This window comes from Microbulbifer sp. TB1203 (assembly GCF_030997045.1).
Taxonomy (GTDB): domain Bacteria; phylum Pseudomonadota; class Gammaproteobacteria; order Pseudomonadales; family Cellvibrionaceae; genus Microbulbifer.
This window is the reverse complement of record NZ_CP116899.1, coordinates 4,432,988-4,456,377: the sequence shown is the minus strand read 5'-3', so window position 1 is coordinate 4,456,377 and position 23,390 is coordinate 4,432,988. Positions and strand designations below refer to the sequence as shown.

14 protein-coding genes are annotated in these 23,390 nt (G+C 57.1%); 2 read left to right on the top strand and 12 right to left on the bottom strand.

Annotated elements, in window-relative coordinates; genetic code table 11:
* Window positions 1-279: 279 nt before the first annotated feature.
* Both PP263_RS19140 and PP263_RS19135 read right to left on the bottom strand, forming a co-directional pair.
* The gene (locus PP263_RS19140) at window positions 280-1,683 is read right to left on the bottom strand and encodes an IS4 family transposase (RefSeq protein ID WP_308368580.1); all 1,404 of its coding nucleotides are present in this window, start codon (window positions 1,681-1,683) and stop codon (window positions 280-282) included.
* Between the two features lie 344 nt (window positions 1,684-2,027).
* Window positions 2,028-2,501: an energy transducer TonB gene (locus PP263_RS19135; protein WP_308365553.1), complete on the bottom strand. Its 474-nt coding sequence runs from the start codon at window positions 2,499-2,501 to the stop codon at window positions 2,028-2,030.
* Between the two features lie 286 nt (window positions 2,502-2,787).
* Between PP263_RS19135 and PP263_RS19130 the strand changes: the two genes are divergently transcribed.
* Together PP263_RS19130 and PP263_RS19125 are read left to right on the top strand one after the other, a co-directional pair.
* On the top strand, window positions 2,788-4,191 hold the full coding sequence (locus PP263_RS19130) for an IS4 family transposase (RefSeq protein WP_308368637.1): 1,404 nt from the start codon (window positions 2,788-2,790) through the stop codon (window positions 4,189-4,191).
* Between the two features lie 622 nt (window positions 4,192-4,813).
* Window positions 4,814-5,902 carry a glycoside hydrolase family 5 protein gene (locus PP263_RS19125; RefSeq protein WP_308365551.1) on the top strand — a complete coding sequence of 363 codons (1,089 nt, stop codon included), beginning with the start codon at window positions 4,814-4,816 and terminating at the stop codon, window positions 5,900-5,902.
* A gap of 666 nt (window positions 5,903-6,568) precedes the next feature.
* Here PP263_RS19125 and PP263_RS19120 read toward each other — a convergent pair.
* The 10 genes from PP263_RS19120 to PP263_RS19075 form a co-directional block, all read right to left on the bottom strand.
* Entirely contained in the window at window positions 6,569-9,085 is a 2,517-nt protein-coding gene (locus tag PP263_RS19120; protein WP_308365549.1) for a glycoside hydrolase family 3 N-terminal domain-containing protein, read from the bottom strand.
* A gap of 158 nt (window positions 9,086-9,243) precedes the next feature.
* Window positions 9,244-9,765 carry a putative glycoside hydrolase gene (locus PP263_RS19115; RefSeq protein ID WP_308365548.1) on the bottom strand — a complete coding sequence of 174 codons (522 nt, stop codon included), beginning with the start codon at window positions 9,763-9,765 and terminating at the stop codon, window positions 9,244-9,246.
* A gap of 59 nt (window positions 9,766-9,824) precedes the next feature.
* Complete coding sequence (gene tnpA, locus PP263_RS19110; RefSeq protein WP_308365546.1) at window positions 9,825-10,259, bottom strand: IS200/IS605 family transposase; 435 nt, start codon at window positions 10,257-10,259, stop codon at window positions 9,825-9,827.
* 114 nt (window positions 10,260-10,373) lie between these two features.
* Window positions 10,374-11,351 carry a glycoside hydrolase family 16 protein gene (locus tag PP263_RS19105; protein WP_308365545.1) on the bottom strand — a complete coding sequence of 326 codons (978 nt, stop codon included), beginning with the start codon at window positions 11,349-11,351 and terminating at the stop codon, window positions 10,374-10,376.
* Window positions 11,352-11,809: 458 nt separating this feature from the next.
* The gene (locus PP263_RS19100) at window positions 11,810-13,918 is read right to left on the bottom strand and encodes a di-heme oxidoredictase family protein (RefSeq protein WP_308365544.1); all 2,109 of its coding nucleotides are present in this window, start codon (window positions 13,916-13,918) and stop codon (window positions 11,810-11,812) included.
* Window positions 13,919-13,965: 47 nt separating this feature from the next.
* Window positions 13,966-15,459: a tryptophan 7-halogenase gene (locus PP263_RS19095; RefSeq protein WP_308365542.1), complete on the bottom strand. Its 1,494-nt coding sequence runs from the start codon at window positions 15,457-15,459 to the stop codon at window positions 13,966-13,968.
* 195 nt (window positions 15,460-15,654) lie between these two features.
* Window positions 15,655-16,665 (bottom strand): cupin-like domain-containing protein, encoded by a 1,011-nt coding sequence (locus tag PP263_RS19090; RefSeq protein WP_308365541.1) that lies wholly within the window; start codon window positions 16,663-16,665, stop codon window positions 15,655-15,657.
* Window positions 16,666-17,112: 447 nt separating this feature from the next.
* Window positions 17,113-20,046: a TonB-dependent receptor gene (locus PP263_RS19085; RefSeq protein ID WP_308365540.1), complete on the bottom strand. Its 2,934-nt coding sequence runs from the start codon at window positions 20,044-20,046 to the stop codon at window positions 17,113-17,115.
* Between the two features lie 520 nt (window positions 20,047-20,566).
* Window positions 20,567-21,754 (bottom strand): glycoside hydrolase family 27 protein, encoded by a 1,188-nt coding sequence (locus PP263_RS19080; protein WP_308365538.1) that lies wholly within the window; start codon window positions 21,752-21,754, stop codon window positions 20,567-20,569.
* A 118-nt stretch (window positions 21,755-21,872) separates the two neighbouring features.
* A complete protein-coding gene (locus PP263_RS19075) occupies window positions 21,873-23,384 on the bottom strand; it encodes a tryptophan 7-halogenase (protein ID WP_308365537.1) in 1,512 nt (503 codons plus the stop codon).
* Window positions 23,385-23,390: the final 6 nt, after the last annotated feature.

Sequence of the window (23,390 nt, the reverse complement as noted above, 5' to 3'; positions counted from 1 at the left end):
CATCGGAACGCCAGAGTCATTCTGCGTGCAACCGCTCATTCTGCGGCATCATTGCCCCAGCCGTAGATGTCTGATCGCAGAGGCTTGTCAGCAAACTTTTCGTTCCAGACGCGGGGCGTCAGCGCGGTCACGTCCTTGGCCGGGTGCTGACCGACACAGCCATTCGGGTCAAGGTGAAGGTGCCATTCGGGCCTTACATTTTACACGTACTGTGTGAATTATAAGGCCTGACCCGAATGGCACTGACTTAAGCGTAAGTTATTGAGTGTGCGGCACATTTTATGCGGCCAGCCCCATCCGCTGCTTTGGAGGGTGCCCATGTTTTCTCACATACGCCCTCGCTTGTTCTCGCGGCAGCATCAGGAGCGAATAAGGCTTTGGTCGTCGCTTTATCGCTCGTGGCTCAATCCTGCCAGGTCGGTTACCGACGATATTTTTTGCAATCATATGCAACAGCACTAACAACTTCTCATTGTCGCTGATATCAAAAGAGCGCTGACGGCATGCCTGCCACAGCTGTAGACAGTGCTTGAAGCTCAGTTGGCGAGGAAGAATTTCTGATAGGGATGCCGCCTCAGCCATTATTGTTCTGATCAGATTGTGCGCCAGAAAATAGACCCAGATTTCCTTGATGACCATGTCTGGAGTCTTACAGCTTAAAATTTCCATGCCGAGTGTGGTCTTTATGTTGCGAAAATCAAGCTCAATATGCCAGCGGCTTTTGTATAAATCCTTTATTGCTTTCCTTGGTGCATCGCCTTCAGAGAGAAAGGTTGTAACCAAAATTTTTCCGCCGACCTTGATCTCACGCATAGTAACGGAGTCCGGCGCAGCACGATAGGAATCTTCTGTCATCCAATTCGGTTTTTGCTTCGGCTTACAATAAGTGACCAAGTGATCTTTTGGGCCAAGCCTTTTTCCTTTACGAAAGTCAGTCAACTTTTTACGCATCCCATTTTGTTCAAAGATGCAGTCAACTCCCTTCGATACAAGCTCTGCAAGCAGGAAATAGCTGGGATAACAAGCGTCTCCTATGGCAACATCACCTTCCTCAAAGCAACCGATTATCGACCGTAGAAGCGACTGTTCTCCGCTTCCCTTGCCGCGATAAGGACCTATGCCAGCATCCAAAATGGTCCCGCTGCCCAGGCATACAACTCCGACGATACGACAGATCGGAAAACCAAGCCCTGGGGCTTGGGCCTGCTGCTGGGGGAAAACCTTTTGGTTTTCCACTGTGTCCGGCATTGTCGTCGTAGTTCCATCTATCAGTTTCACTGGCCGTCCTCGCCATTTCCAGTGATCAGAGGCCGTAGCGCTTGTCAGCTTACCGGTGAACCGAACCAGTTCGGAAATCATTTCTAGTGGCAACCTCTTGCGGGCTTTACAGTAGGCACTGGTACCGGTGCTGATCGGGGGTAAGTCGCCAGTGAGGCGCGCTATGGCAGCTTGATTGACAATATTCTGGCAGGAGCGATCGGCATGCATCGCTTGCGCCAGGAACATGGAAAGTGTTTCTGTGGGCGGAAAGGTTCGTTCACGATGATCTGGAAGCAGCCCTTCAACAATCTCGAACAGTTCCTTGCTTGTCAGTAAATTGAAGAAATCGTAGGAATTGGTACGCTCTGCGCATTTCTTGATCCGACACCGTTGAATGCTGGCATGTTTCTTATTAGGATGCATGTAGGCTGGTCCTCCGTGATTAGCGTTTTGTTTGGTCGCAATTAGCTTATCACGGAACCAGCCTTTCTTTATACTTTTCAAACACTTACGCTTAAGTCAGTGCCATTCAGGCCTGACCCATGCCCGTGCGTAAGGCCTGATCCCATGCCCGTGCGTGACCCCATGCCCTGTGCGCTTCAATCTGGCATCTTTGCTCATAGGTCAGTTGCTTGTAGTGCTTCATCGTATATCTCTTGCCGGAGAAAAAGCGCGAAGCCTACGGGCAACTGGCCGCCTTTTCTACCCCTTTCAAGATATGCACTTACAAGTTGAATCTGGGTTGTGTTGCTGACCTTCTTGCATCTTTATTCATCTGAAAGAACAAAATTAATTTTTATGGTTCTTTCTTCGCCATTTTCTCCATCTAGAATTTCCTTGTTTACGGAAAATGTAGAGATAGAGTTTAGGGCTGCCTTATCAAGATAAGGAAATCCTGATGAAGTAATTACTTTACTGCTCGTTATAAGCCCGTCCTTATCAATAAGTAGGCTCAACCTAACACTCCCTTCTTCCCTAAGCATTATCGAGGACCAAGGATAAACAACCTTTCCGGGGATCGAGAGAAATGAGAAATTTAAATCCATTGTTTGAGGGTTCTTATTATCGATAAGTTGACCGTTTTTTCGGCAAATCGATTCTCCTAAGTAACAAGTACATGAGTAGAGGTAAAATACAAAGACAAACCCAATTAGTAGTAGAATTAATAACAGCGTATACTTTTTCGATATCCCGGGTATATTTTTTCTAGCCTGAATCTCGCCTTCCGTCCATTTATCCATATTTTTCCGAACCTTCTTCTAAATGTTACGCCGCGCACTACGGAAAATTTAGAGCGCGACGGAAAATTTTTCGACAGTAGCGCGTTGTTAGTTGTCTAATATACAAAAATGTAGTTACACGTCTGCGGGGTCGGTCACGTCTGCGGGGTCACACGTCTGCGCCTGCGGGGTCAGGCCTGAATGGCACTGACTTAAGCGTAAGTGTTTGAAAAGTATAAAGAAAGGCTGGTTCCGTGATAAGCTAATTGCGACCAAACAAAACGCTAATCACGGAGGACCAGCCTACATGCATCCTAATAAGAAACATGCCAGCATTCAACGGTGTCGGATCAAGAAATGCGCAGAGCGTACCAATTCCTACGATTTCTTCAATTTACTGACAAGCAAGGAACTGTTCGAGATTGTTGAAGGGCTGCTTCCAGATCATCGTGAACGAACCTTTCCGCCCACAGAAACACTTTCCATGTTCCTGGCGCAAGCGATGCATGCCGATCGCTCCTGCCAGAATATTGTCAATCAAGCTGCCATAGCGCGCCTCACTGGCGACTTACCCCCGATCAGCACCGGTACCAGTGCCTACTGTAAAGCCCGCAAGAGGTTGCCACTAGAAATGATTTCCGAACTGGTTCGGTTCACCGGTAAGCTGACAAGCGCTACGGCCTCTGATCACTGGAAATGGCGAGGACGGCCAGTGAAACTGATAGATGGAACTACGACGACAATGCCGGACACAGTGGAAAACCAAAAGGTTTTCCCCCAGCAGCAGGCCCAAGCCCCAGGGCTTGGTTTTCCGATCTGTCGTATCGTCGGAGTTGTATGCCTGGGCAGCGGGACCATTTTGGATGCTGGCATAGGTCCTTATCGCGGCAAGGGAAGCGGTGAACAGTCGCTTCTACGGTCGATAATCGGTTGCTTTGAGGAAGGTGATGTTGCCATAGGAGACGCTTGTTATCCCAGCTATTTCCTGCTTGCAGAGCTTGTATCGAAGGGAGTTGACTGCATCTTTGAACAAAATGGGATGCGTAAAAAGTTGACTGACTTTCGTAAAGGAAAAAGGCTTGGCCCAAAAGATCACTTGGTCACTTATTGTAAGCCGAAGCAAAAACCGAATTGGATGACAGAAGATTCCTATCGTGCTGCGCCGGACTCCGTTACTATGCGTGAGATCAAGGTCGGCGGAAAAATTTTGGTTACAACCTTTCTCTCTGAAGGCGATGCACCAAGGAAAGCAATAAAGGATTTATACAAAAGCCGCTGGCATATTGAGCTTGATTTTCGCAACATAAAGACCACACTCGGCATGGAAATTTTAAGCTGTAAGACTCCAGACATGGTCATCAAGGAAATCTGGGTCTATTTTCTGGCGCACAATCTGATCAGAACAATAATGGCTGAGGCGGCATCCCTATCAGAAATTCTTCCTCGCCAACTGAGCTTCAAGCACTGTCTACAGCTGTGGCAGGCATGCCGTCAGCGCTCTTTTGATATCAGCGACAATGAGAAGTTGTTAGTGCTGTTGCATATGATTGCAAAAAATATCGTCGGTAACCGACCTGGCAGGATTGAGCCACGAGCGATAAAGCGACGACCAAAGCCTTATTCGCTCCTGATGCTGCCGCGAGAACAAGCGAGGGCGTATGAGAGAAAACATGGGCACCCTCCAAAGCAGCGGATGGGGCTGGCCGCATAAAATGTGCCGCACACTCAATAACTTACGCTTAAGTCAGTGCCATTCAGGCCTGACCCCATACCTGTGACCCCATACCTGTGTAAGGCCTGACCCCATACCTGTGCATAGTTGGCCTCCGTGTTGTTGACGGTTGCCAGAATAGTGTTTCAGATTGGCGTGGTGAATGACGCCCTACAATGAACGGTTACTTTGCCTCAGCTCTTCAACTTCTAACAAAAATTCTGCAACTTTATCAATTTGACAGCATTTTTAGTTATACTGCTACCCAATCGAGGCGGCTAATCAATATTCTGGGCCTTTAATAATAATTTCACGGTGCACCTCAATGAGAATATTAAAGACGTTGCTGCTTCTCGGCTCACTCATTTCTATCGTAAACTGTGGCGGAGGGGGCGGTGGCTCCAACTCCGACAGCAGTACCAGCTCCTCTAGCTCTAGCAGTACCAGCTCCTCTAGCTCCAGCTCTAGCTCCAGCTCTAGCTCTAGCTCTAGCTCTAGCTCTAGCTCTAGCTCTAGCTCTAGCTCCAGCTCTAGCAGTTCCTCATCCAGTTCCAGCTCTTCTGGAATGTCTGCGCTATATCCGAGCTATAATACTAATCCTATCGCCGCGGATATGGTGGGAATGGAAAGCGACGCCGTTCAGATTGCCAGCAAGATAAAGTTGGGAACTAACATAGGAAACCAAATGGAAGCAACGGGTTGCACGCCAGCGGCAGAGACTTGCTGGGGCCATCCGATGGTTTCTGAAGCTTATGTGAAATTGGTCAAGGACAGCGGTTTTGATGCGATTCGGATCCCCGTATCCTGGGATCAGTATGCTGATCAAACTACTGGAAAAATCAGTGACGTTTGGCTTAACCGTGTGAAGGAAGTGGTGCAGTATGGGGTGGATAACGAGCTCTACGTGATCGTCAACATCCATTGGGATGGTGGTTGGTTGGAGTGGAATTTTTCCGAAGAAAAGAAAGAAGCTGTAAACGCAAAACAAAAAGCCTACTGGGAGCAGATTGCCACGCATCTGCGTGACTTCGATGAACGTGTCTTGTTTGCTAGTGCCAACGAGCCTGATGCTGAGGAAGAAGCCGAAATAGCCGCTCTTGATATGTATCACCAAACATTTGTAAATGCGGTTCGTTCGACGGGCGGTAGAAACGCTTATCGCGTGCTGGTAATCCAAGGCCCAAGAACCGACATCGATCGGGCTGTCAATGATTGGCATGTCATGCCGTCCGACACTGTAACGGGTCGCCAAATGGCTGAAGTTCATTTTTACCCATTTAGCTTTACCAATCAGGACGAAGATATAGTGGCTGACTGGGGCACCTTACAGGTATTTTGTTACTGGGGTGAAGGCAACCATTCGGAAACTGATACTTATCGCAACTCGACTCGCGAGCAAGAGGATTTTGTTGATGAGAAATTTGCCCAAATGAAAACAAAATTTGCGGACCAAGGCATCCCCGTTGTGTTAGGAGAGTTCGCAGCAAGGCCGCGTACAGAGGAGATTTGCACTGACTATCCCAAGCATCTCGCGTCGCGCGCATATTACGCTCAATATGTCACCCAGGCGTCGCTTGAAAATGGCATGTTGCCATTCTTTTGGGATACAGGCGAGGTGTTTGAACGCGGTACTCCGGCTGTCAATAATCAACAAACGCTTGATGGACTTTTAATAGGCGCTGGGAAAATGGATGGCAGTTCATCGGAATAATTGCTGGAACAATTGCTGGACACCCAAACTCTACTTGACAAACAACTCAAGCCGAGGCAAATAGTTTTATTGCTGGTTATCCGAGCGTCATGCGCCGCTGTGGCAGTTTGAGCAATTTGGCACCTTGCGGCGCAAGTTGATCCAGCGCGCAGGGCGCCTGACCAGGCCGCAAGGTCAATTGACGCTGACGATGAGCGCCAACTCCGCTGTCAAATCCGAGCTGTTGTATTACTTGGATCGTTTGAAACATGTGGCTTGATCAAAAGCCACCAAAATTTATGCAACGATTGGGTAAAGTTAGGAGCAAAGTAAGTAATCTGTTCATGTTCTAGGTATAAGCCACTCTTTCGGGTGGCGTCTCCCAAGTGAGTCGGCCAAGGAACCCTGGTGAAATTTCACACAGAATGCCCGCAACCCCCCGTCACGTCAAGATTGTAGGGGATTCAGGTATGGCTTCCGCTTTTGGCAAAGTGATCACCGCGCCTCCTATCCCATTTCCAGGGGAGAGCTGTAACCATTTGTTTCCATTGTGATTTCCGGCCACTCTGGGTTCTGCGCAGCGATATCGACCTCGGTGATCGTTTTTTCAGGCAGGAAATATAGGAAGTCGGTACTGACCGTGGTGAAAATAAGAAACGGCAGCCCCAGTAAGGGCTGCCGTTGCTGTCAGCCGCAGCTGATATCCGCGTCGATGTTTTCCACCACGCGAATATGGTGCAGGGAGATATCCAGTTCGCCGTCGCTGGACAGGTAGAAAGGGGACAACACCATATCCAGTTGCGCGCCTTCGGCGGCGAGGCATTGCAGGGCTACGGATACGGTGCGCCACTGGCCGGGTTCGGCGCTCTTCAATAATTCGTTGATGGGTTGGGTGGCGCCGCAGTCGGTGCCGCAGTTGATGCCCAGTTGCACCCGGCCCGCGGGCGGGCGGTCCACTTTTATGTCGAACACCAGGGCGCCGCGCTTTTGCAGGTAGCCGGAAAGATCGGTGCGGCGGTTGGCATAAAAGCCGGCGCTGCCGGCGCTGCGCCATTGCAGGCGGCGGCTGTCTTCCTGCATGTCGCGGTCCACGGCGCGCACGCTGATACCGTTCAGTTTTGCCACGCTGCCGGTTACCGCGAGACGGTTGTTCTGCGCATCGGCGATTTCCAGGTTCCAGGGGTCCAGGGGGCGGCCGTCGAAGATGTCGAGTTGCTGCGCGGTGTCGCGCGGGGTGAGTCCGCTCTCTTCCGGCAGTTGTGCCAGGGCGCCTTCGTCGGCGTAGCCGAGGCCGTGCCCGAGTGTGAACAGGGCCTCCCCTCCCGCCGCCAGGGGTTGGGCGTCCTTGGGCCAGGTGAAAGGCAGGCGGCCGACGAAGTCGTATTGAATACCGCCCTCGAGGTCGCGGAACAGTACGTCGGCCACGCCGCCGCCTTCGGTGCCCGGTTGCCAGATGGCGACGAAGGCGTCGGAGGCGTTGATCTCCCGGTTGACCCACAGGGGGCGGCCGGAGATGAACAGGGATACCACGGGGATACCTTGCGCTTTCAGTTGCCGCAGCAGTTGCAGGTCGGCTTCGGAGTCGTAGGCCAGGTTGGGAATATCCCCCTGCATTTCCGCGTAGGGGTCTTCGCCGAATACGACGATGGCCACGTCCGGGGCTGTATCGGGATCGTCCTCGAAGCTGCCGTCTTCGCTCAGCACCGCGTGCCCGCCGGCACTCTGTACCGCTGCGGCAATGCCCTGGTAAATGGAGGTGGCGCCGGGGAAATCGCTGTTGCTGTTGCCGGTGCCCTGCCAGGAAATGCTCCAGCCGCCGGATTGCTTGCCGATATTGTGGGCGCCGTCGCCGGCTACCAGCACCCGGCTATTGCGCGCAAGCGGCAGCAGCTTGCCGTTGTTTTTGAGCAATACCAGGGATTCGCGCACTGCCTGCCGGGCGATAGCCCGGTGCTCCTGGGCGCCGACCACGCTGCGGTCTCCGGCCAGCGGGCGCGCGGAGGGCGGGCCGGCCTCGAACAGACCGGCGCGCAGCTTGACGCGCAGGATACGGCGCACTGCATCGTCCAGCCGCTCGCGGGGGATTTCGCCGCTTTTCACTTGCGCGAGGGTGTTCGCGTACAGTTGCTTCCAACTGGCGTCCGGGGCCATGAACATGTCCAGGCCGGCGTTGATGGACTGCGGGCAGCTCACCCGCGAGCAGCCGCTGACAAATTCGTGACCGTTCCAGTCCCCCACTACGAAGCCGTCGAAGCCCATTTTGTTCTTAAGCACTTCGGTGAGCAGGTAGCGGTGCCCGTGTAGCTTTTCGCCCTGCCAACTGCTGAAGGAGGCCATCACTGTCTGTACGCCCGCTTCGATGGCAGCGAAGTAGCCGGGGGCGTGGATTTCCAGCAGTTCCTGTTCGCTGATGGCGGCATCGCCGCGGTCCACGCCGTCCAGGGTGCCGCCGTCGGCGATGAAATGTTTGGCGGTGGCGATGATGTGCCCCGCGCGCAGGAAGTCTTCACTTTCCGCCGCGCCCTGCAGGCCTTCCACCGCGGCGGCGCCAAACCTGGCCACCAGTTGCGGATCTTCGCTGTAGGCTTCGTAGCTGCGGCCCCAACGGATGTCCCGCGCCACCGCAAGGGTGGGGGAGAAGTTCCAGTCGATGCCGGTGGCCGCCACTTCACGGGCGGTGGCGCGGGTGATCTCACGCACCAGTTCCGGATTGCGGGTGGCGCCGAGGCCGATGTTGTGCGGAAAAAGCGTGGCCCCGACCACGTTGTTGTGGCCGTGCACCGCGTCCGTGCCCCAGATCACCGGGATGGGCAGGCCGCCGTCGCCGGTGTCCATGGAGGCGTGATAGAAGGTATCGGCCAGCGCCACCCAGTCTTCCACTTCAGCGTATTTGTTGTTGCCGGGGAAGGCGCCCCCGCCGTTCAGGATCGCTCCCAGGTGGTAGTTTTTGACATCTTCCGGGGTGACTTCCTTGAGCTCCGCCTGGATCAGCTGGCCCACTTTGTGCTCCGCGGTCATGCGCGCGAGCAGTGTTTCTATTCGCTGCTCCAGCGCTTCGTCGCGGACCGCGCGGCTGGCGATCTTCGGCCAGGGGACCGGTGCCGGCTCCTGCGCCAACCGCATCTCCTGGGCCGGTTTTTCGCCGCAGCCCCCCAGGCCCGCCGCCAGCAACAGGCCGGCGCAGGCGCTCCACAATCGATTCATGGTCATCACTGTAAACCCCGCTGACTCTTATTGGTTTTCATCAGCGAAGTCTTAACTGGCGCCTCTCGTCAGTCGTCCCACTTTGAAGCGGAGCGGCAAGGTGACGCATTTCACCTTCCGCCCAGGACGGGATGGAAAATGGGACTTTCGGAAAGTCGTTACCGGGTCAGCGCTACGTTGTCCAGTTGCAGCACCACGCCGCGCTGGTTGCCGCTGGCGGGGGAGATTACGAAGGGGGTGTCGACGCGGGTGGCATCCAGGCCGCGGTTGGCCAGCTCCAGCATCGGCACTTGGTAGCGGGTCCAGGCACCGGTTTCCGGGTAGCTGAGAGGATAGTCGCCGGAGGTGCAGGGCCAGACGCAGTCGGCGCGAAATACCAGCGAAGCCGCAAACGCATCCTGCGGTTCCCGCTGTATGCGCAGATCGAATTCCACATAGGTGTAGTCGCTCAGGTCGTAGGTGGATGGCGACTGGAAAAAGCCGATACCGTCATCGGTGTTGTAGACGATCTCCGCCACCGGGCCCCGCTCGCCGCCGGCATCCACCACTTCAAAATCCACGCTGCCGTCCGCGGTGTAGGTGCCCCACACGTAGGGTGCATGGGCTTCGCCGTCGAATATCGCCAGGTGGTCCCCCGCATCCTCCGGCGGCTGCGGCGGCGGGTGGCCGGGGTTGTGCACGAAATCAGCAACCACCCGCAGAGCGGGTGGTATGATGAAAGCCCCCAGAGGGGGCTATGTTACAGCCCCGTCAGTCTCATCTGCTCCTGACGGCGCTCTTCACTTTCTTGATTCTTGATGTACTCTCGAATCATCTGCTCATCTAAGCCAACCGTGCTAACACAGTAGCCTCTGGCCCAGAAATGCCTACCGGTAAAATTTCTCTTCACCTGCAAGTACTCACGAAATATTCGAATCGCCGACTTGCCCTTCAGAAGCCCTACCGTATGAGCCACGCTGAACTTCGGAGGGATCATTAACAACATGTGGATGTGGTCCCTCATTGCATAACCCTCAACTAGCTCAACTCCCGCTTGGCGGCAAAGATCACGGAATATGGCTCCGATCTCTCTGCGTAAAGTCCCAAATATCGCCTTTTTTCGGTACTTCGGGACAAATACTACGTGATACCTGCAATAATGCTTGACGTGAGCTTGGCTCTGCCAATCTCTCATATGGCCTCCTAATAGAACTTGCCGGTTCATGGGAGGCCATATTCTCTACCCTGCACGACTGAACGGCAGAGCCCTGTCAAGTCTCACCGCCAGAGGCGGTGGTTTACCTATGTGTTAATTACCATCGGTGCTGGCGCAGCCCTTGCCGGTCTCGAAATCGGCGGTGCATTGATAGACGCGCACATAGTCGATTTCGAATTGTTGCGGGAAGACGCTCTCGTCGATGCCGGTGTCGTTGACAGTGCTTGGCCAGTCGCCGCCCACCGCGAAGTTCAGGATCAGGTGAAATGTCTGGTCGAAGGGCGCGTTGGAATTCTCCAGGGCCGTGGTGGAATACCAGCCGTCGCTGGTCTGGGTGGCGTAGTGGTCGCCGTCCAGGTACCAGCGGATTTCTCCTTCTTCCCATTCGACGGCATATTCGTGAAAGCCGTCCGCGGGATTGACGCCGCCGGGCAGGCGGTAGGCTTCGCCGGAGTAGACGTTGCCGGGCCAGGGACCGCCGTAGTGCAGTGTGCCGTGTATCCGGTCTTCACCGCCCACTTTCAGGTTGACCGCTTCCATGATGTCGATTTCGCCGGAGCCCGCCCAGCCGCCGTAGGCCCATTCGCTGGGCAGCATCCAGAATGCCGGCCAGGTGCCCTGTCCCTGTGGCAGTTTTGCCCGCATTTCAAAGCGGCCGTATTTCCAGTCACCCAGTCCCTTGGTGCGCAGACGCGCGGAAGTATAGGTACCGCTGGCTGAGGTATCGTGGGGATCGTAATCCGGGTCGTCATCCATGACACCTGGGCCTACGGCATCCTTGCGAATCGCCTTGATGTACAGCAGGTTGTCGGCAACCCAGGAGTTTTCCGGGTCGTCCACATAGCACTGAGCTTCGTTGTTGCCGCCACCCATGCAGTTGCGCTCGTGAGTCCATTTTTCGCTGTCGATGGCATCGCCGGAAAATTCGTCCTGCCACACCAGGCAGTAACCGGAACTGAGCGGGTCTTCCAGGCAGCGTTCGGGGTGGGTGTTTATCGGCGGATCTACTGGACCGGCGTCGTCGTCGCCATTATTCGAGCCGCCACCGCCGCCACAAGCGGCTGCAGCCATCGCCAGTCCGAGTGCAGTTGTTCTGAATAGGAATCTGGACATCGTTGTATTCTCATTGCATGGTTATTGTTTTTTGATCTCTCGCGTCTCGCATCTCCCGCGCTCTTGGAAGAGCAGTTTTTTGGTAACTGCTCCCGCTGTAGGAGCCTGCTTGCAGGCGAAAAATGGTGAGCCTTGCCCCACCGGCTATTCGCCTGCAAGCAGGCTCCTACAGGGGAACATCAGGACTCCTGGTTTCGAGGGGCGAGTAGTTACGTTTTTTGTAACCGTGAAGCGCAAAAAAGTTGCCCCACATTGGGAAATAAGGAACCTCTGAACAAGTCTATTTCGTCACCCCGGCGTAGGCCGGGGTCCAGAGAAATCGAGGACTTCTGGATTCCGGCCTTCGCCGGAATGACGTTAGTCAGAGGTTCCATAACTCAAGGTGGGCCTGTACCTGAAGAGGTTACAGGCAGAAATTACAGAGAGCCGAGAAAATTCAACAGATCCTGCTTTTCGGAAGCCGACAGGCTCTGATAGCCGTCATTGGCGACTTGCCCTTCACCGCCGTGCCACAAAATGGCCTCTTCGATGGAGCGCGCGCGGCCGTCATGGAGATAGCTGTGCTCCGGTGTACAGATTTCATTTCCTTGCCCGCCGATCGGGTTTTCCACCCCACCGGTGACACAGGCGGAAAGCCCCAGCCCCCATAGCGGCGGTGTACGCCACTCGGCACCGCTGGCCTCGCCTTCACCGAGGTTATCCGCGAGTCCGGGACCCATGTCGTGCAGCAACAGGTCGGTATAGGGGTGAATGGTCTGATTGCGCAGTTCCGCCAGGGGATGGTATTCGCTGGTCTGGTGGGTTGGTGTATGGCAGTCGGCGCAACCGACATTCGTGAATAATTGCTCGCCGTTTTGCACCGAAGGACTGTCGTAATCGCGCTGCGGGCGGACTCCCAGCAGGGAAACGTACTTGGTTAGATCCGCCAGATGTTGATCGGCGAGGTCTGCTCCGCTCGTACCGCAGTCGTTTTGGCTGCTGCCACAATCCGGTTCGGGGAACACGGAGGTGAGTACCCCCATATCGGTATTAAAGGCGCGAGCCAGCTGGTGTCGAATACTTGCTGTTCCGGCTTTCCAGCCGAAGCGGCCGAGTCGAGTATCCCCGGTCTCCGGATCCAGAACGCGATTGGCCCGCCCGGAAATACCGTCGCCATCGCTGTCCTCCGGGTCTGCCCGCGCCAGAATCGCGGATTCCCGAATAGCCTCCAGCAGGCCCATGCCTACTAAATTGGGGGCAATGCGTGCGGAGAAACGCTCGGGTGTCACGCCGGTAAAGGCGTAATTCGGCGAGCGCAGCCCGTTCTGCTCGGTCCAGTAGGCGATGGATACACTGCCCTCGCTGACGGCGCCGTCCCTCGCTTTGGGCTGCAGTACAGAGCCGAGGTAGGGATCGGGATTACCATTGGCGTCGGCCACCTTGAATACCCACTTGTCCAGTGGCTCGCCCACGGGCGCTGCTGCCGCGCGACCGTTGCGCTCATGGCAGCTCGCACAACTGCTGTTGATATGGTGCGGACCGGCCAATCCCACCATTTCCGTAAACACGGGATTCTCGGTCGGGCGCTCATCGTGCCGGCCATCCACTGCGGAGCTGTGCAATACGCGGCGACCGAGGACAAATGGCTGGGCATTTTCGTATCCCAGGTTGGTCGCCATCTGCATAAAGTGGTTGTCGGTCTCTCCTGACGTCAGTGCGTGAATGGTTGTATTCCCGCCCAACCAGGCGCGCTCCGGAATCTTGAAGGAATCCTTGATACCGCCAAATGGCGTTGTGCCACCGGCATCCCAGGGCACCAGCCCTTCACCGACAATGTACAGGAAAGTGGTACCGTAATAATTGGCGCGCCCGTTGGGTACGCTGGGGTCCAGGAACTGGCTGATTTCAAATTCCAGTTTGTCGCCAATCTGAATGGAACGATTCTCCCGGCAATTGAAACTGCGGACCTTGTAATAATTGAAATCGTCGACCACTTGCATGACGCCGTTGTCACAGTACTCGGCGACGGTGCCGACACCGCGGTAGAACCAGCGATTCTCCGCCTCGGTGTCACTCAATCGAAATTGAGTGCGCACATTCATTCTCACCGTGTCACCGCCTTTGGCGACTTCGTCGATGATTTCAATGGAAGCCGTTCGGTCTTCCCAGTAAAAACTCAGGTAATGATCGTATGCCTGAAAGTGATCTTCCTTCGCATGGCGGTCCCGGGCTCGATCGGAGAAGCGGGTGATCAAAGCGGTTTCGGTCTCGTACTGGATGGCCGGTTCAAGCGGGGTGCCTCCGTCGTACAGGGGAACGATATTGCCCAGATCGGGCGAGCCACCGGAAGGTGAGCTGCTGCTGGACGAACCACCTGAAGAACTGCTGGAACTACTGGAACTGCTCGCCCCGCCGGAACTGCCAGAGTCGCTCGTTTGAGCTGGCGAAGCGGTCTGAGGTGCTTCCTGTTCTGTCCCGGACGTATCCTGGCGACCGCAGCCCATCGCCAACGCGGCTACAAGCAGTGCAACGATCATTGTTTTCATTATCGATACCTCTTGGGGCCTTTCTTACCCGATGCAGCTCCGGATGCTTATCCGGTCCGCCGTACACTGTCGGGCAAAAGGCCGGCCAGATAGGCGTTATGGTCCTTGAGACGGGCCATCTTGCTGTCCACTTCCGCCTTGACCTGGCCGATAAAATCCGCGAGCTCCCGCTCGGGCATGGTGTCCACCAGTGAGTGGTAACGCTCCGGCATCAGCCCCTGGCCCAGCATCACCTGTTGCCAGGAGTCCACGAACAGTTCGCTGTCCGCGCGGAATACGTGGCCGGTTTCGCGGAACATATCGATCTTGGTGGCCAGGCTGTCGGGAATGCTCATCTGCCGGCAGTGGCGCCAGAAATCCGTGTCTGCCCGCTCGGTCACCTTGTAGTGCAGGATGATGAAATCGCGGATGCGCTCCATATCGAAATCCGCCTGGCGGTTGAACTCGTCCACCTCCACCTGGCGGATTTCCGTGCGCGGGAAGAAGCGCAGGAAGCGCACTATGTTCTGCTGGATCAGGTGAATGCTCGTTGATTCCAGGGGCTCCAGGAAACCGCTGGACAAGCCCACGGCGAGGCAGTTCCTGTGCCACTGTTTGCGCCGGCGGCCGGTCTGGAATTTGATCAGCAGGGGATCGGTGAGCTGGTCTCCCTCGATATTTTCCAGCAGTTGTTCGCGCGCCGATTCGTCGTTTCGATAACTGCTGGCGTAGACCAGGCCGTTGCCCACCCGGTGCTGCAGGGGAATGCGCCACTGCCAGGCGCTCTCCCGCGCGATGGAGCGGGTGAAGGGAACCGGTGGCTCAACGGCCTTGGTCTGCACCGCCACGGCGCTGTCGCAGGGCAGCCAGTGGGACCAGGATTCGAAGCCGGTATGCAGGGCTTTTTCGATCAGCAGCGCGCGCATGCCCGTGCAGTCGATAAAAAAGTCGCCGTCCAGCTCCCGACCCGAGTCCAGTTTGAGCGCGCGGATATAGCCGGTGTCCGGGTGCAGATTTACCTCGGAGATTTTTCCCTCCACCCGATTGACGCCGAAGCCTTCACTGAATTCGCGCAGAAAAGCCGCGTAGCGGCTGGCGTCCAGATGGAAGGCGTAGTTGAGGCCGTTGTTGGGCAGGTGGGAAAATTTGTGGGCCTCGGCGGCGCGCCGCTCCAGGCAATATTCACCGAAATCGCCGGCCAGCCCCAACTGTCGCGCGCGCAACCAGAAGTGCTGGAAGCCGCAGGCCCAGCAGTCCCGGCCGGTGACGCCGAAGGCGTGCATATAGCTCTCGCCCCGATCGCGCCAGTTTTCGAAACGGATGCCCAGCTTGTAGGTGCCCTGGGTGGCGGCGAGGAATTCCGCCTCGTCGATACCCAGCAGGCGGTGGAAAAACACCAGGGTGGGGATGGTGGCCTCGCCCACGCCGATGGTACCGATGGACTCGGATTCCACCAGGGTGATCTCCAGTTCCCCGCCCATCAGTTTCGACAGGGCCGCGGCGGTCATCCAACCGGCGGTGCCGCCGCCGGCGATCACGATTTTTTTTATGGCTTGATTCATTGTTTTCTCACCGTTTCATCATCGCACCGCTCCGTCGACTCAGGGCGGAATGGCACTGGCTTAAGCCGAAGATCGGTATTTTTGTAGGATGGGCAAAGCGAAGCGTGCCCATCAAAGCCGCGGAAGATGGGCACGTCGCTACGCTCCTTTGCCCATCCTACGGAAGAACCCACGCTCAAGTCAGCACCATTCGGCTCAGGGCATCCGCTGCAATTTTTCTATCAATAATTTTTTCAGCCTCGCGGCCGTATCCCGATCGAGGTCGGCCAGTGGGCCGCGCCGCTCCGGCGGTATATGCGCCGCGGCCCGCTCGCGTTTGACCACGAAGTGGTCGAACAGTTGCCCCCAGGCCTGCCTTTGCGCCTGCGGCAGGCTGCCGATGGCCAGCAGTGCGTGCATCAGCGCATCCTGCGGCAGGCCGGTCCAGGCCGGGGTGGAGCGCCACCAATAGTTCACCAGCATGTTCAGGTCGTCCAGCCCCTCCACCTGGTGCCACCACATGCTGGGCAGGTAGAGCAGGTCGCCGGGTGCCATCTCGGCCACCTGGGCCGCTTCGAGTGCCTCGCGGTAGCGCGGAAAGCGTTCGAAATCCGGCGCATGGAAGTCCACCAGGCTGACGACCTGGCCGGCGGGGGTGAAATCCAGCGGCCCCGGGTACAGGTTGGCCACCTGCTCCGGCGGGAACAGGGTGAAGCGGCGGCGCCCGGCCACCACGCAGGCCAGGTTGTTGGGCAGGTCGAAGTGCGCGGGGATCAGCGAGCGGTTGCCGAACCACAGGGACACCAGCGGCTGGCAGTCCGGCAGCTCCAGGTCGTTGTGTGCCCGCAGGCCGGGCAGGTGGTGGTCGACGGGAATCGAGCCCACGTAGCAGTGGTCGCCGCCGGTGGCCCTGCGCTCCAGTTCTTGCAGCGTCGGCAACAGCCGGCCGGTGGTGCGCTCGAAGTTGAAGCCATCCATGGCGTCGTTGTAGAAGATGCGGCCCCGGGTTTCGGCCTCGGCTCGAAATACCACCAGGGGCCGGTCCAGATCAAAGGGGGCCAGGTAGTCGCCCAGGCGCCCTGCTTTTGCCGCTTGCACCACGGGCCAGTGGGCCACGGCGCCCTTTATCAGCAAGGGTGTGGTGCGGTCGGCGATGGCGTCGGGCAGGCCGGTCTGGGTCACGTCGTCCCGGGTTTCCACCGCGGGAATAAAATCCGGGTAGTTCATCCGGCCCGGTTCCGCTCGCCGGTCGGCACCGGAACTGATTTTGGTAATGAAGCCTGCTGCATTGCAGATCCTCTCTCTCAACAAATGCAAAAGGCGTGATCACTCACGCCTTTTGCTTCCTGCAAAGTAGGATGGTGACTGACCCGTTTTGGAGTTCAACCGTAGGGTGCGCCGTGCGCACCGCTCCAGGACGGGTGGGGGCCTCAGGCTTTTGGTGCGCGACCGCCATGGATGGCGGAAGTGCAGAAAATGCAGGAGCAATTTTCTGTCACGGCGCACCCTACGACTGGCACCCAGGAGCCTGCTTGCAGGCGAACAAGAACGGAACTCCGTAGCTGTTCGCCTGACAGATTTTTGCTCCTGCAAAATCTGCATTTCCGCTGGGCGGCACTCCGCCATCCATGGCGGTCACAGCAGGCTCCTACAAAAGTGGCTCCCGACGGCACATCAGAAGCTGTAACGCACGCCCAGATTGTACCGGGCGCCGGTTTGGATGGCGCCAATCATCATCTTGTCATGGCGACCGTACAAACGCTGGGTTTCGTTGGTGACATTGATGCCCTCAGCGAACACGGAGAGGTCCTCGTTTACGTCGTAACTCACGTTGAGGTCCCACTGGCCGTAGGCCTCGGTGTACACCGGGTTGCGCTCGCCGTTGCCGTCGAAGGTGCCGGTCAGGAAGTCGTCGCGCCAGTTGTAGGCGATGCGCGCCTGGATGCCGTTCTTGTCGTAAAAGCCCACGACGTTGAACGAATCGCTCAGGCCCAGCAGCGCGAACTGGTTCTCACAGCCGTCACACTTGTTGGTGTTGAAGTTGTCGTAGGCGATGTCGCCATCGACAGTGGTGAAGTTGACGATGGCGCCGAAGCCGGATTCGCCGAACATGTGCTGCAGCGCCACTTCAAAGCCGTCGATCTTCGCGGTTTCCGCGTTGACCGGGATGATCACGGTGAATACTGCCAGTGAGTCCCCCTCCGCCGCCGAGCCGGTGACGGGTTCACCGTACAGGGCGTTCATATGGGCGCGCACCGCCGCCGCATCGTCGGTGCCCAAGTCGGCCACCGCTTGCTCGTAGCGTGGACCATGTGCCGGGTGCGCCAGATCAAAGGTGGTCTCCTGGAACGAGGTCTGACCGATGAAGTTGTCCACGTCCTTCTTGTAGTAGCCCACGGACAGGTAGCTCCCCTCTGCGTAGTACCACTCCGCTGACAGGTCAAAGTTGGTGGACTCGAAGGGGTCCAGGTCGGGATTGCCGAGATTGGAGATGCCGCCGTTAAAACGCACGATAGGATCGATAGTCTGCCCCCCCTGGATATCACTGTAGCCGGGGCGCGAAATGGTCTTGCTGAGAGAGGCTCGGGCGACCAATTCCTCGGTCAGCGAGATGTCGAAGTCCAGGTTCGGCAGCCAGTTGCTGTAGGCTCCGTCCCGCCGCTCAATGGTCTCGCCATTGGCCTGGGCGACGAACTCGTTATCTCCCACCCAGGCGAGGGTTTCGTAGGTTGGCACCAGTGCCCTGGCGTCCACCTTGGTGTCCTCATAGCGCAAGCCCACCACCAGATGCATCGGCATAGCGCCATTTTCCCAGGCCAGGTTCACCTGCGTGTAAGCCCCGGTTTGCTCCTCGACCGCGGTGCGGTCGGTGGTGAATTCGTCGCTGGCGCAGAGCACCGTGCCGCAGGGGCTGATGGTCTCGCCGTTGGCCGCGGCAATGGCCGAGATGGCGTCGATCATGCCCTGGAAGTCCGCCGCATAGTAGTAGGGCGTCATCTCCGCACTGTCGGCACTGCCGAACTGGTCCAGCGCGTCGGCCATGCTCTTCCGCTCGAAGATGTCGTCCGGATAGTCGGCGGCGGTGCCGTAGCCACCCCAGCTATCGCGCTGGGCGTTGGCGAAGGCGGAGCGGTTTGTGGATTCCAGGTAGGCCAGGCCGAAGTCGATGCTCTTCACGGCGCCGGCATCGAACTCGAAGCTGCCGTCGAACTTCGCCTGCTCTATCTCGTGCTTCATGTAGCTGTTGCGGAAGCTGCTCCCGGAAGTGAGCATCTGCGCCGGATCGAATTCCTGGCCGTCGATAAATTCGAAACTGGTGGCGGGCAGGTCGTAGCCGTAGTTCACCCGTGTGGCGGCGCGGTTGTACTGGACACCGGCGATATTGTTGTTGGTGCCGCGGCCGTCTTTTGCGCCGTTCTCCGCGCTGGAGTTGTGGTAGTCGAAGGCCAGGCTCAACCGGTCGCTGGGGCGCCAGGCCAGGTTCACGCCCACGGAATTGTTCTCGTTGACGGTGCCCCAGTCGCCGGCGTTGAAGGTCACGTCGGTACCGGTGCCGTCGACATAGATCACCGGCGCCACCACGCTGCCGTTGCCGGAGCCTTCGGTGAACTCGCCTTCCAGGGGCACGCCATTGAACCAGGCGCCCATGGCGTTGTACTGCTGCTCTACGTCCTGCTCGGCGTAGGTGTAGTCCACGATGGCTTCAAAATTGTCGGATGGGGCCCACTGCAGGGTCAGTTGCGCGTTGGTGCGCTCGCGCTGCACCTCGGTGAAGTTGTAACCGATGCCGCGCGGCACCGAGTAGATGTCGCCCTCCTGGGGCGCGTTTACGAAGTTGGGATTGTCGGGCGCAATGGAGCCCCAGTCGCCCTGGCCGCCCTGGATGGTGTACCAGCCCGGGCCCGTCTCGGCCTTGGCGAAGCCACTGTGGCGCTCGGAATAGGAGCCGGTCAGGGCCACGCCGATAGTGTCATCGGCGAACTTGGTGCTGAAGATGCCCGACACCTCCGGCGTCCAGTCGTCCCCTTCCTGGTTGGAGGTATCGTGGGTGCTCTTCGCGCTCAGGTTCAGCACCAGGTCGTCCTGTTCCAGGGGGCGCGCGGTGCGGATATTAATGACCGAGCCTATGCCGCCGGTGGACAGGTCGGCCCTGCCGGTCTTGTAGATTTCCACCGCGCTGACGCTCTCGGCGGCCAGGTTGGCGAAATCGTAGGAGCGGGACGAGGAGGCGGAGGTGGCCTCGATATTGGCCGCCGGCATCTGCCGGCCGTTCAGGGTCACCACGTTGTAGTCGGGGCCGAAGCCGCGCACTGTGACCCGGCTGCCTTCACCGTTCTGCCGGTCTATGGATACGCCGGTGATACGCTGCAGCGACTCTGCCAGGTTGGTGTCCGGCATCTTGCCGATGTCCTCGGCGGAGATGGCATCCACCACCCCCCGGGCATCGCGCTTGACGTCCATGGCGCGCTGCAGACTGCCGCGGATACCTACCACGACCACCTCTTCCAGCGCCGTGTCCTCCTGGCCCTGTGCCAGGGGTACGCCGGAGAGGGCGCAGGCGATGGCCGCGGCCATGGATTTCTTCCTAAACCCGGTTTGATTGTTCATGAAGTTCTCTCCCCATCATCGCGTCGTTATTTTTTGTTTACGGGATGCCTACCCCCGGGGAAGCCCGAAGGATAGCGCTATCTGGTGCCAGCTTATACTCCTTCCGGTGCCAGCCCGCCGTCGTCCCACCTTGGCAAATAAGCGCAAGGTGGCCCGGTCCCACCTTGCTTCCGGGGGAAACTGGAACTGAGAAAATTCAATAAAAACAATGAGTTAGGAAAACAGTACAGAAATGCGCCGGCATATCGGAACGCGGCGGAGGAAAGGAAAAAAGCAGGCGGGAAACGGACCCCGCCCCAAGCTTGCACCAAAAGTTGTGTCCGATAGCCGGAGGGTGGCTGTCGGTCAGTCGCGATTCCAGTGGGTGAGGGCGCCGTACCTGGCGCGGATGCTCCTCCGCTGGACCGCACCCTGTGGGAGCCAGCCCTGCTGGCGAATAATGGCGTTGCCATTCAGCACCGTCTTTTCGCCTGCGGGGCAGGCTCCCACAGCCTTGATCTGAATTCCGAAACTTGAGGCCCTAAGATGCCCCTATTGGCTTTAAACGCAGCAGGATCACACTGTGCGGGGGGACTTTCAGATCCAGCGCCCGCTCGGTACTGCCTCGTTCCCTGGACCAGAGGTCTTTCCAGGCAAACTGGACACGGTTAAAGTCAATCGAGCGGCTATGGACATCGTCTTCCACTTTATGTGCCCTCCAATCGTAGTGGTAGCGAGCCACCTCTCCGCTGCGATTAAGGAACATAAAGCCCCACTCATCTTCTTCCAGCGGCTTGACCCATATTTCAAAGTCGCCCTCATCGATAAACTTCATCGCCTGAATCCCGAGCCTGTCCTGATTTATGGCGATAACATCCTTATTGGTCAGGATTTCCACAGTTTGCTTTTTCATATGGCGCAGATCGTTTCCGGCAATCAGCGGAGATGCCATCATCGCCCAGATACTGAAATGTGCGCGATCCTCTTCCGGGCTCATGCCATTGCCCACCTCCAGCATATCCATGTCGTTCCAATGGCCCGGTCCGGCATATTGGCGCAGGCCCGCCTGCTTATCGAGAATCGGCAGAACGCCCCAGGACGACCAGGACCCATGGCTTAGTTCACAGTTCCAGCAAGGATAGATATCTCCGGTTGTGCGCCATGAGTGCCCCATATCCGCCGCCCACTCCCAGGGTTTATTGTCCCCCCATTCGCAAATACTGAAGAGTATGGGCCGGCCCGCCGCCCGTATGGCATCGCGCATGGTGGTGTAGGCGCCGGTGGGATCGAGGTTCTCGGTGTCGCACCAATCGTATTTCAAATAGTCTATTCCCCAACTGGCGTAGGTAAGGGCATCCTGGTACTCATGGCCGCGGCTGCCGGGCCGCCCGGCGCAGGTGGTGGCGCCGGCATCGGAATAGATGCCCAGTTTCAGGCCCTTGCTGTGGACATAGTCCGCCAGAGCCTTCATGCCCGACGGAAAATGCTCGGGGCTCGGCTGGATAAATCCCCGGGAATCCCGCTCGCCGTGCCAACAGTCGTCGATATTGATGTATTCGTAGCCAGCCTCCCTCATACCGCTGGCAACCATCGCATCCGCCATCTCGCGAATAATCTGTTCATTGATATCACAGCCGAAGTGATTCCAGCTGTTCCAGCCCATTTGCGGAGTTGCGGCCAGATCGGGAAACTTCTCCGCCCGACTGAACACACTAATGGAAATCAGCAAAACGGCCAAAATCCACTGGCTCTTCTTCACGCTTGAGCACAATATATTTTCATGGCACATATTTCTTATTTCGACTGGGATGCTCGAGTTTATTGAATTTTATCAACCCCGGATTCGGTTACCGTGACACACCACCCTGCGAAGCACAGTGCCGCGCGATATATTCTCCGTGGGAGGGCATCATCTCAAGGCGCTTGCGAATGCCGTCCCGAACTTTGACCATGCGCAGGTTGAGTTCATCGGACGTTATGGCATCGGCCACCGGGTGATACGACTGCGGCACCATCCCCTGCCCAACCAGCACAGAAAACCAACTGTTCTCCTTGAACAACTCCGTCTGCCGGACAAACACCTCGCCCCGGCTCCTGAACAAATGAAGCCGCTCCGACAGCGCGGCGGGAATCTCCATGGAGCGGACATAGCGCCAAAACTCACTGTCCTCGCGCTCGGTTACGTAGTAATGGGCAATCAGGAAATCCTTGATGCTTTCGTACTCATCCGCCATCTCGGAATTGAACCGGCGAACGACAACATCACATATATGTGTTCCGGGAAACATCGCCAGCAACTTGGAAATAGCCACTTGCACCAAATGAATACTGGTGGACTCCAGTGGCTCCAGAAACCCACCGGAAAGACCGATGGCCAGACAGTTTTTAACCCAGCACTTTTTGCGCTTTCCGGTCACAAACTTCAGCACCCTCGGGTCAGCCGTTAATTTTCCGTCCAGATTGTCCAGCAATACCTGCGTGGCCTCATCGTCGCTGATGTACTGATCACAGTACACATAGCCGTTGCCCGTTCTGTGTTGCAAAGGAATGCGCCACTGCCATCCTGCCGCCAGAGCAGTTGACCGGGTATAGGGCGTTGGCTCCCCGACTTTTTCGCAGGGTGCGGCAACCGCCTTGTTGACCGGCAGCCAGTGGCTCCAGTCATCGTAGCCGGCCTGGTACACCCCCTCGATCAGGAGCCCCCTAAAGCCCGAGCAGTCAATGAAAAGGTCACCGCTGACAGACTCGCCACTTTCCAGCTGCACCGAAGCGATGTTGCCGGTATCAGGGTCCTGCTGAACGTGAACAATCTTGCCTTCAATACGCTCAACGCCCTGTTTAATGGAGCGCTTTTTCAAGTATTCGGCATATTTCCCGGCATCGAATTGATAGGCGTAGTTGACATCCGGCATCAGTTTCGGACCGGCTTCATGCATGGTCCGCATAAACCGGTTCGATCTGGCCGCTTCGGTTTCGACATTGAAGTGGGAGAAATCGAGAGCACCGCCCTCGCGCTGCCACCGCATCCAGAAATGGGAGAAGCTGATGCCATCCATATCGACCCCATAGAGGCCAAAGGGGTGAAAATAACTGTGACCGACCTTTCTCCAGTCCCTGAATTCGATACCCAGCTTGAAGGTGGCGTTGGTTTCCCTGACAAATTCGTTTTCATCGATACCCAACACGTTGTTGTAAAGAGCAATCATGGGTATGGTCGCTTCCCCTACACCCACCGTACCGATCTGTTCGGACTCTATCAGACGGAAGCGATAGCGCTTATCGCCAAGCACCTTGCTCAGAGCAGCCGCCGTCATCCAACCCGCGGTACCACCTCCGACAATAATAATATCTTTGATCATAGGGAA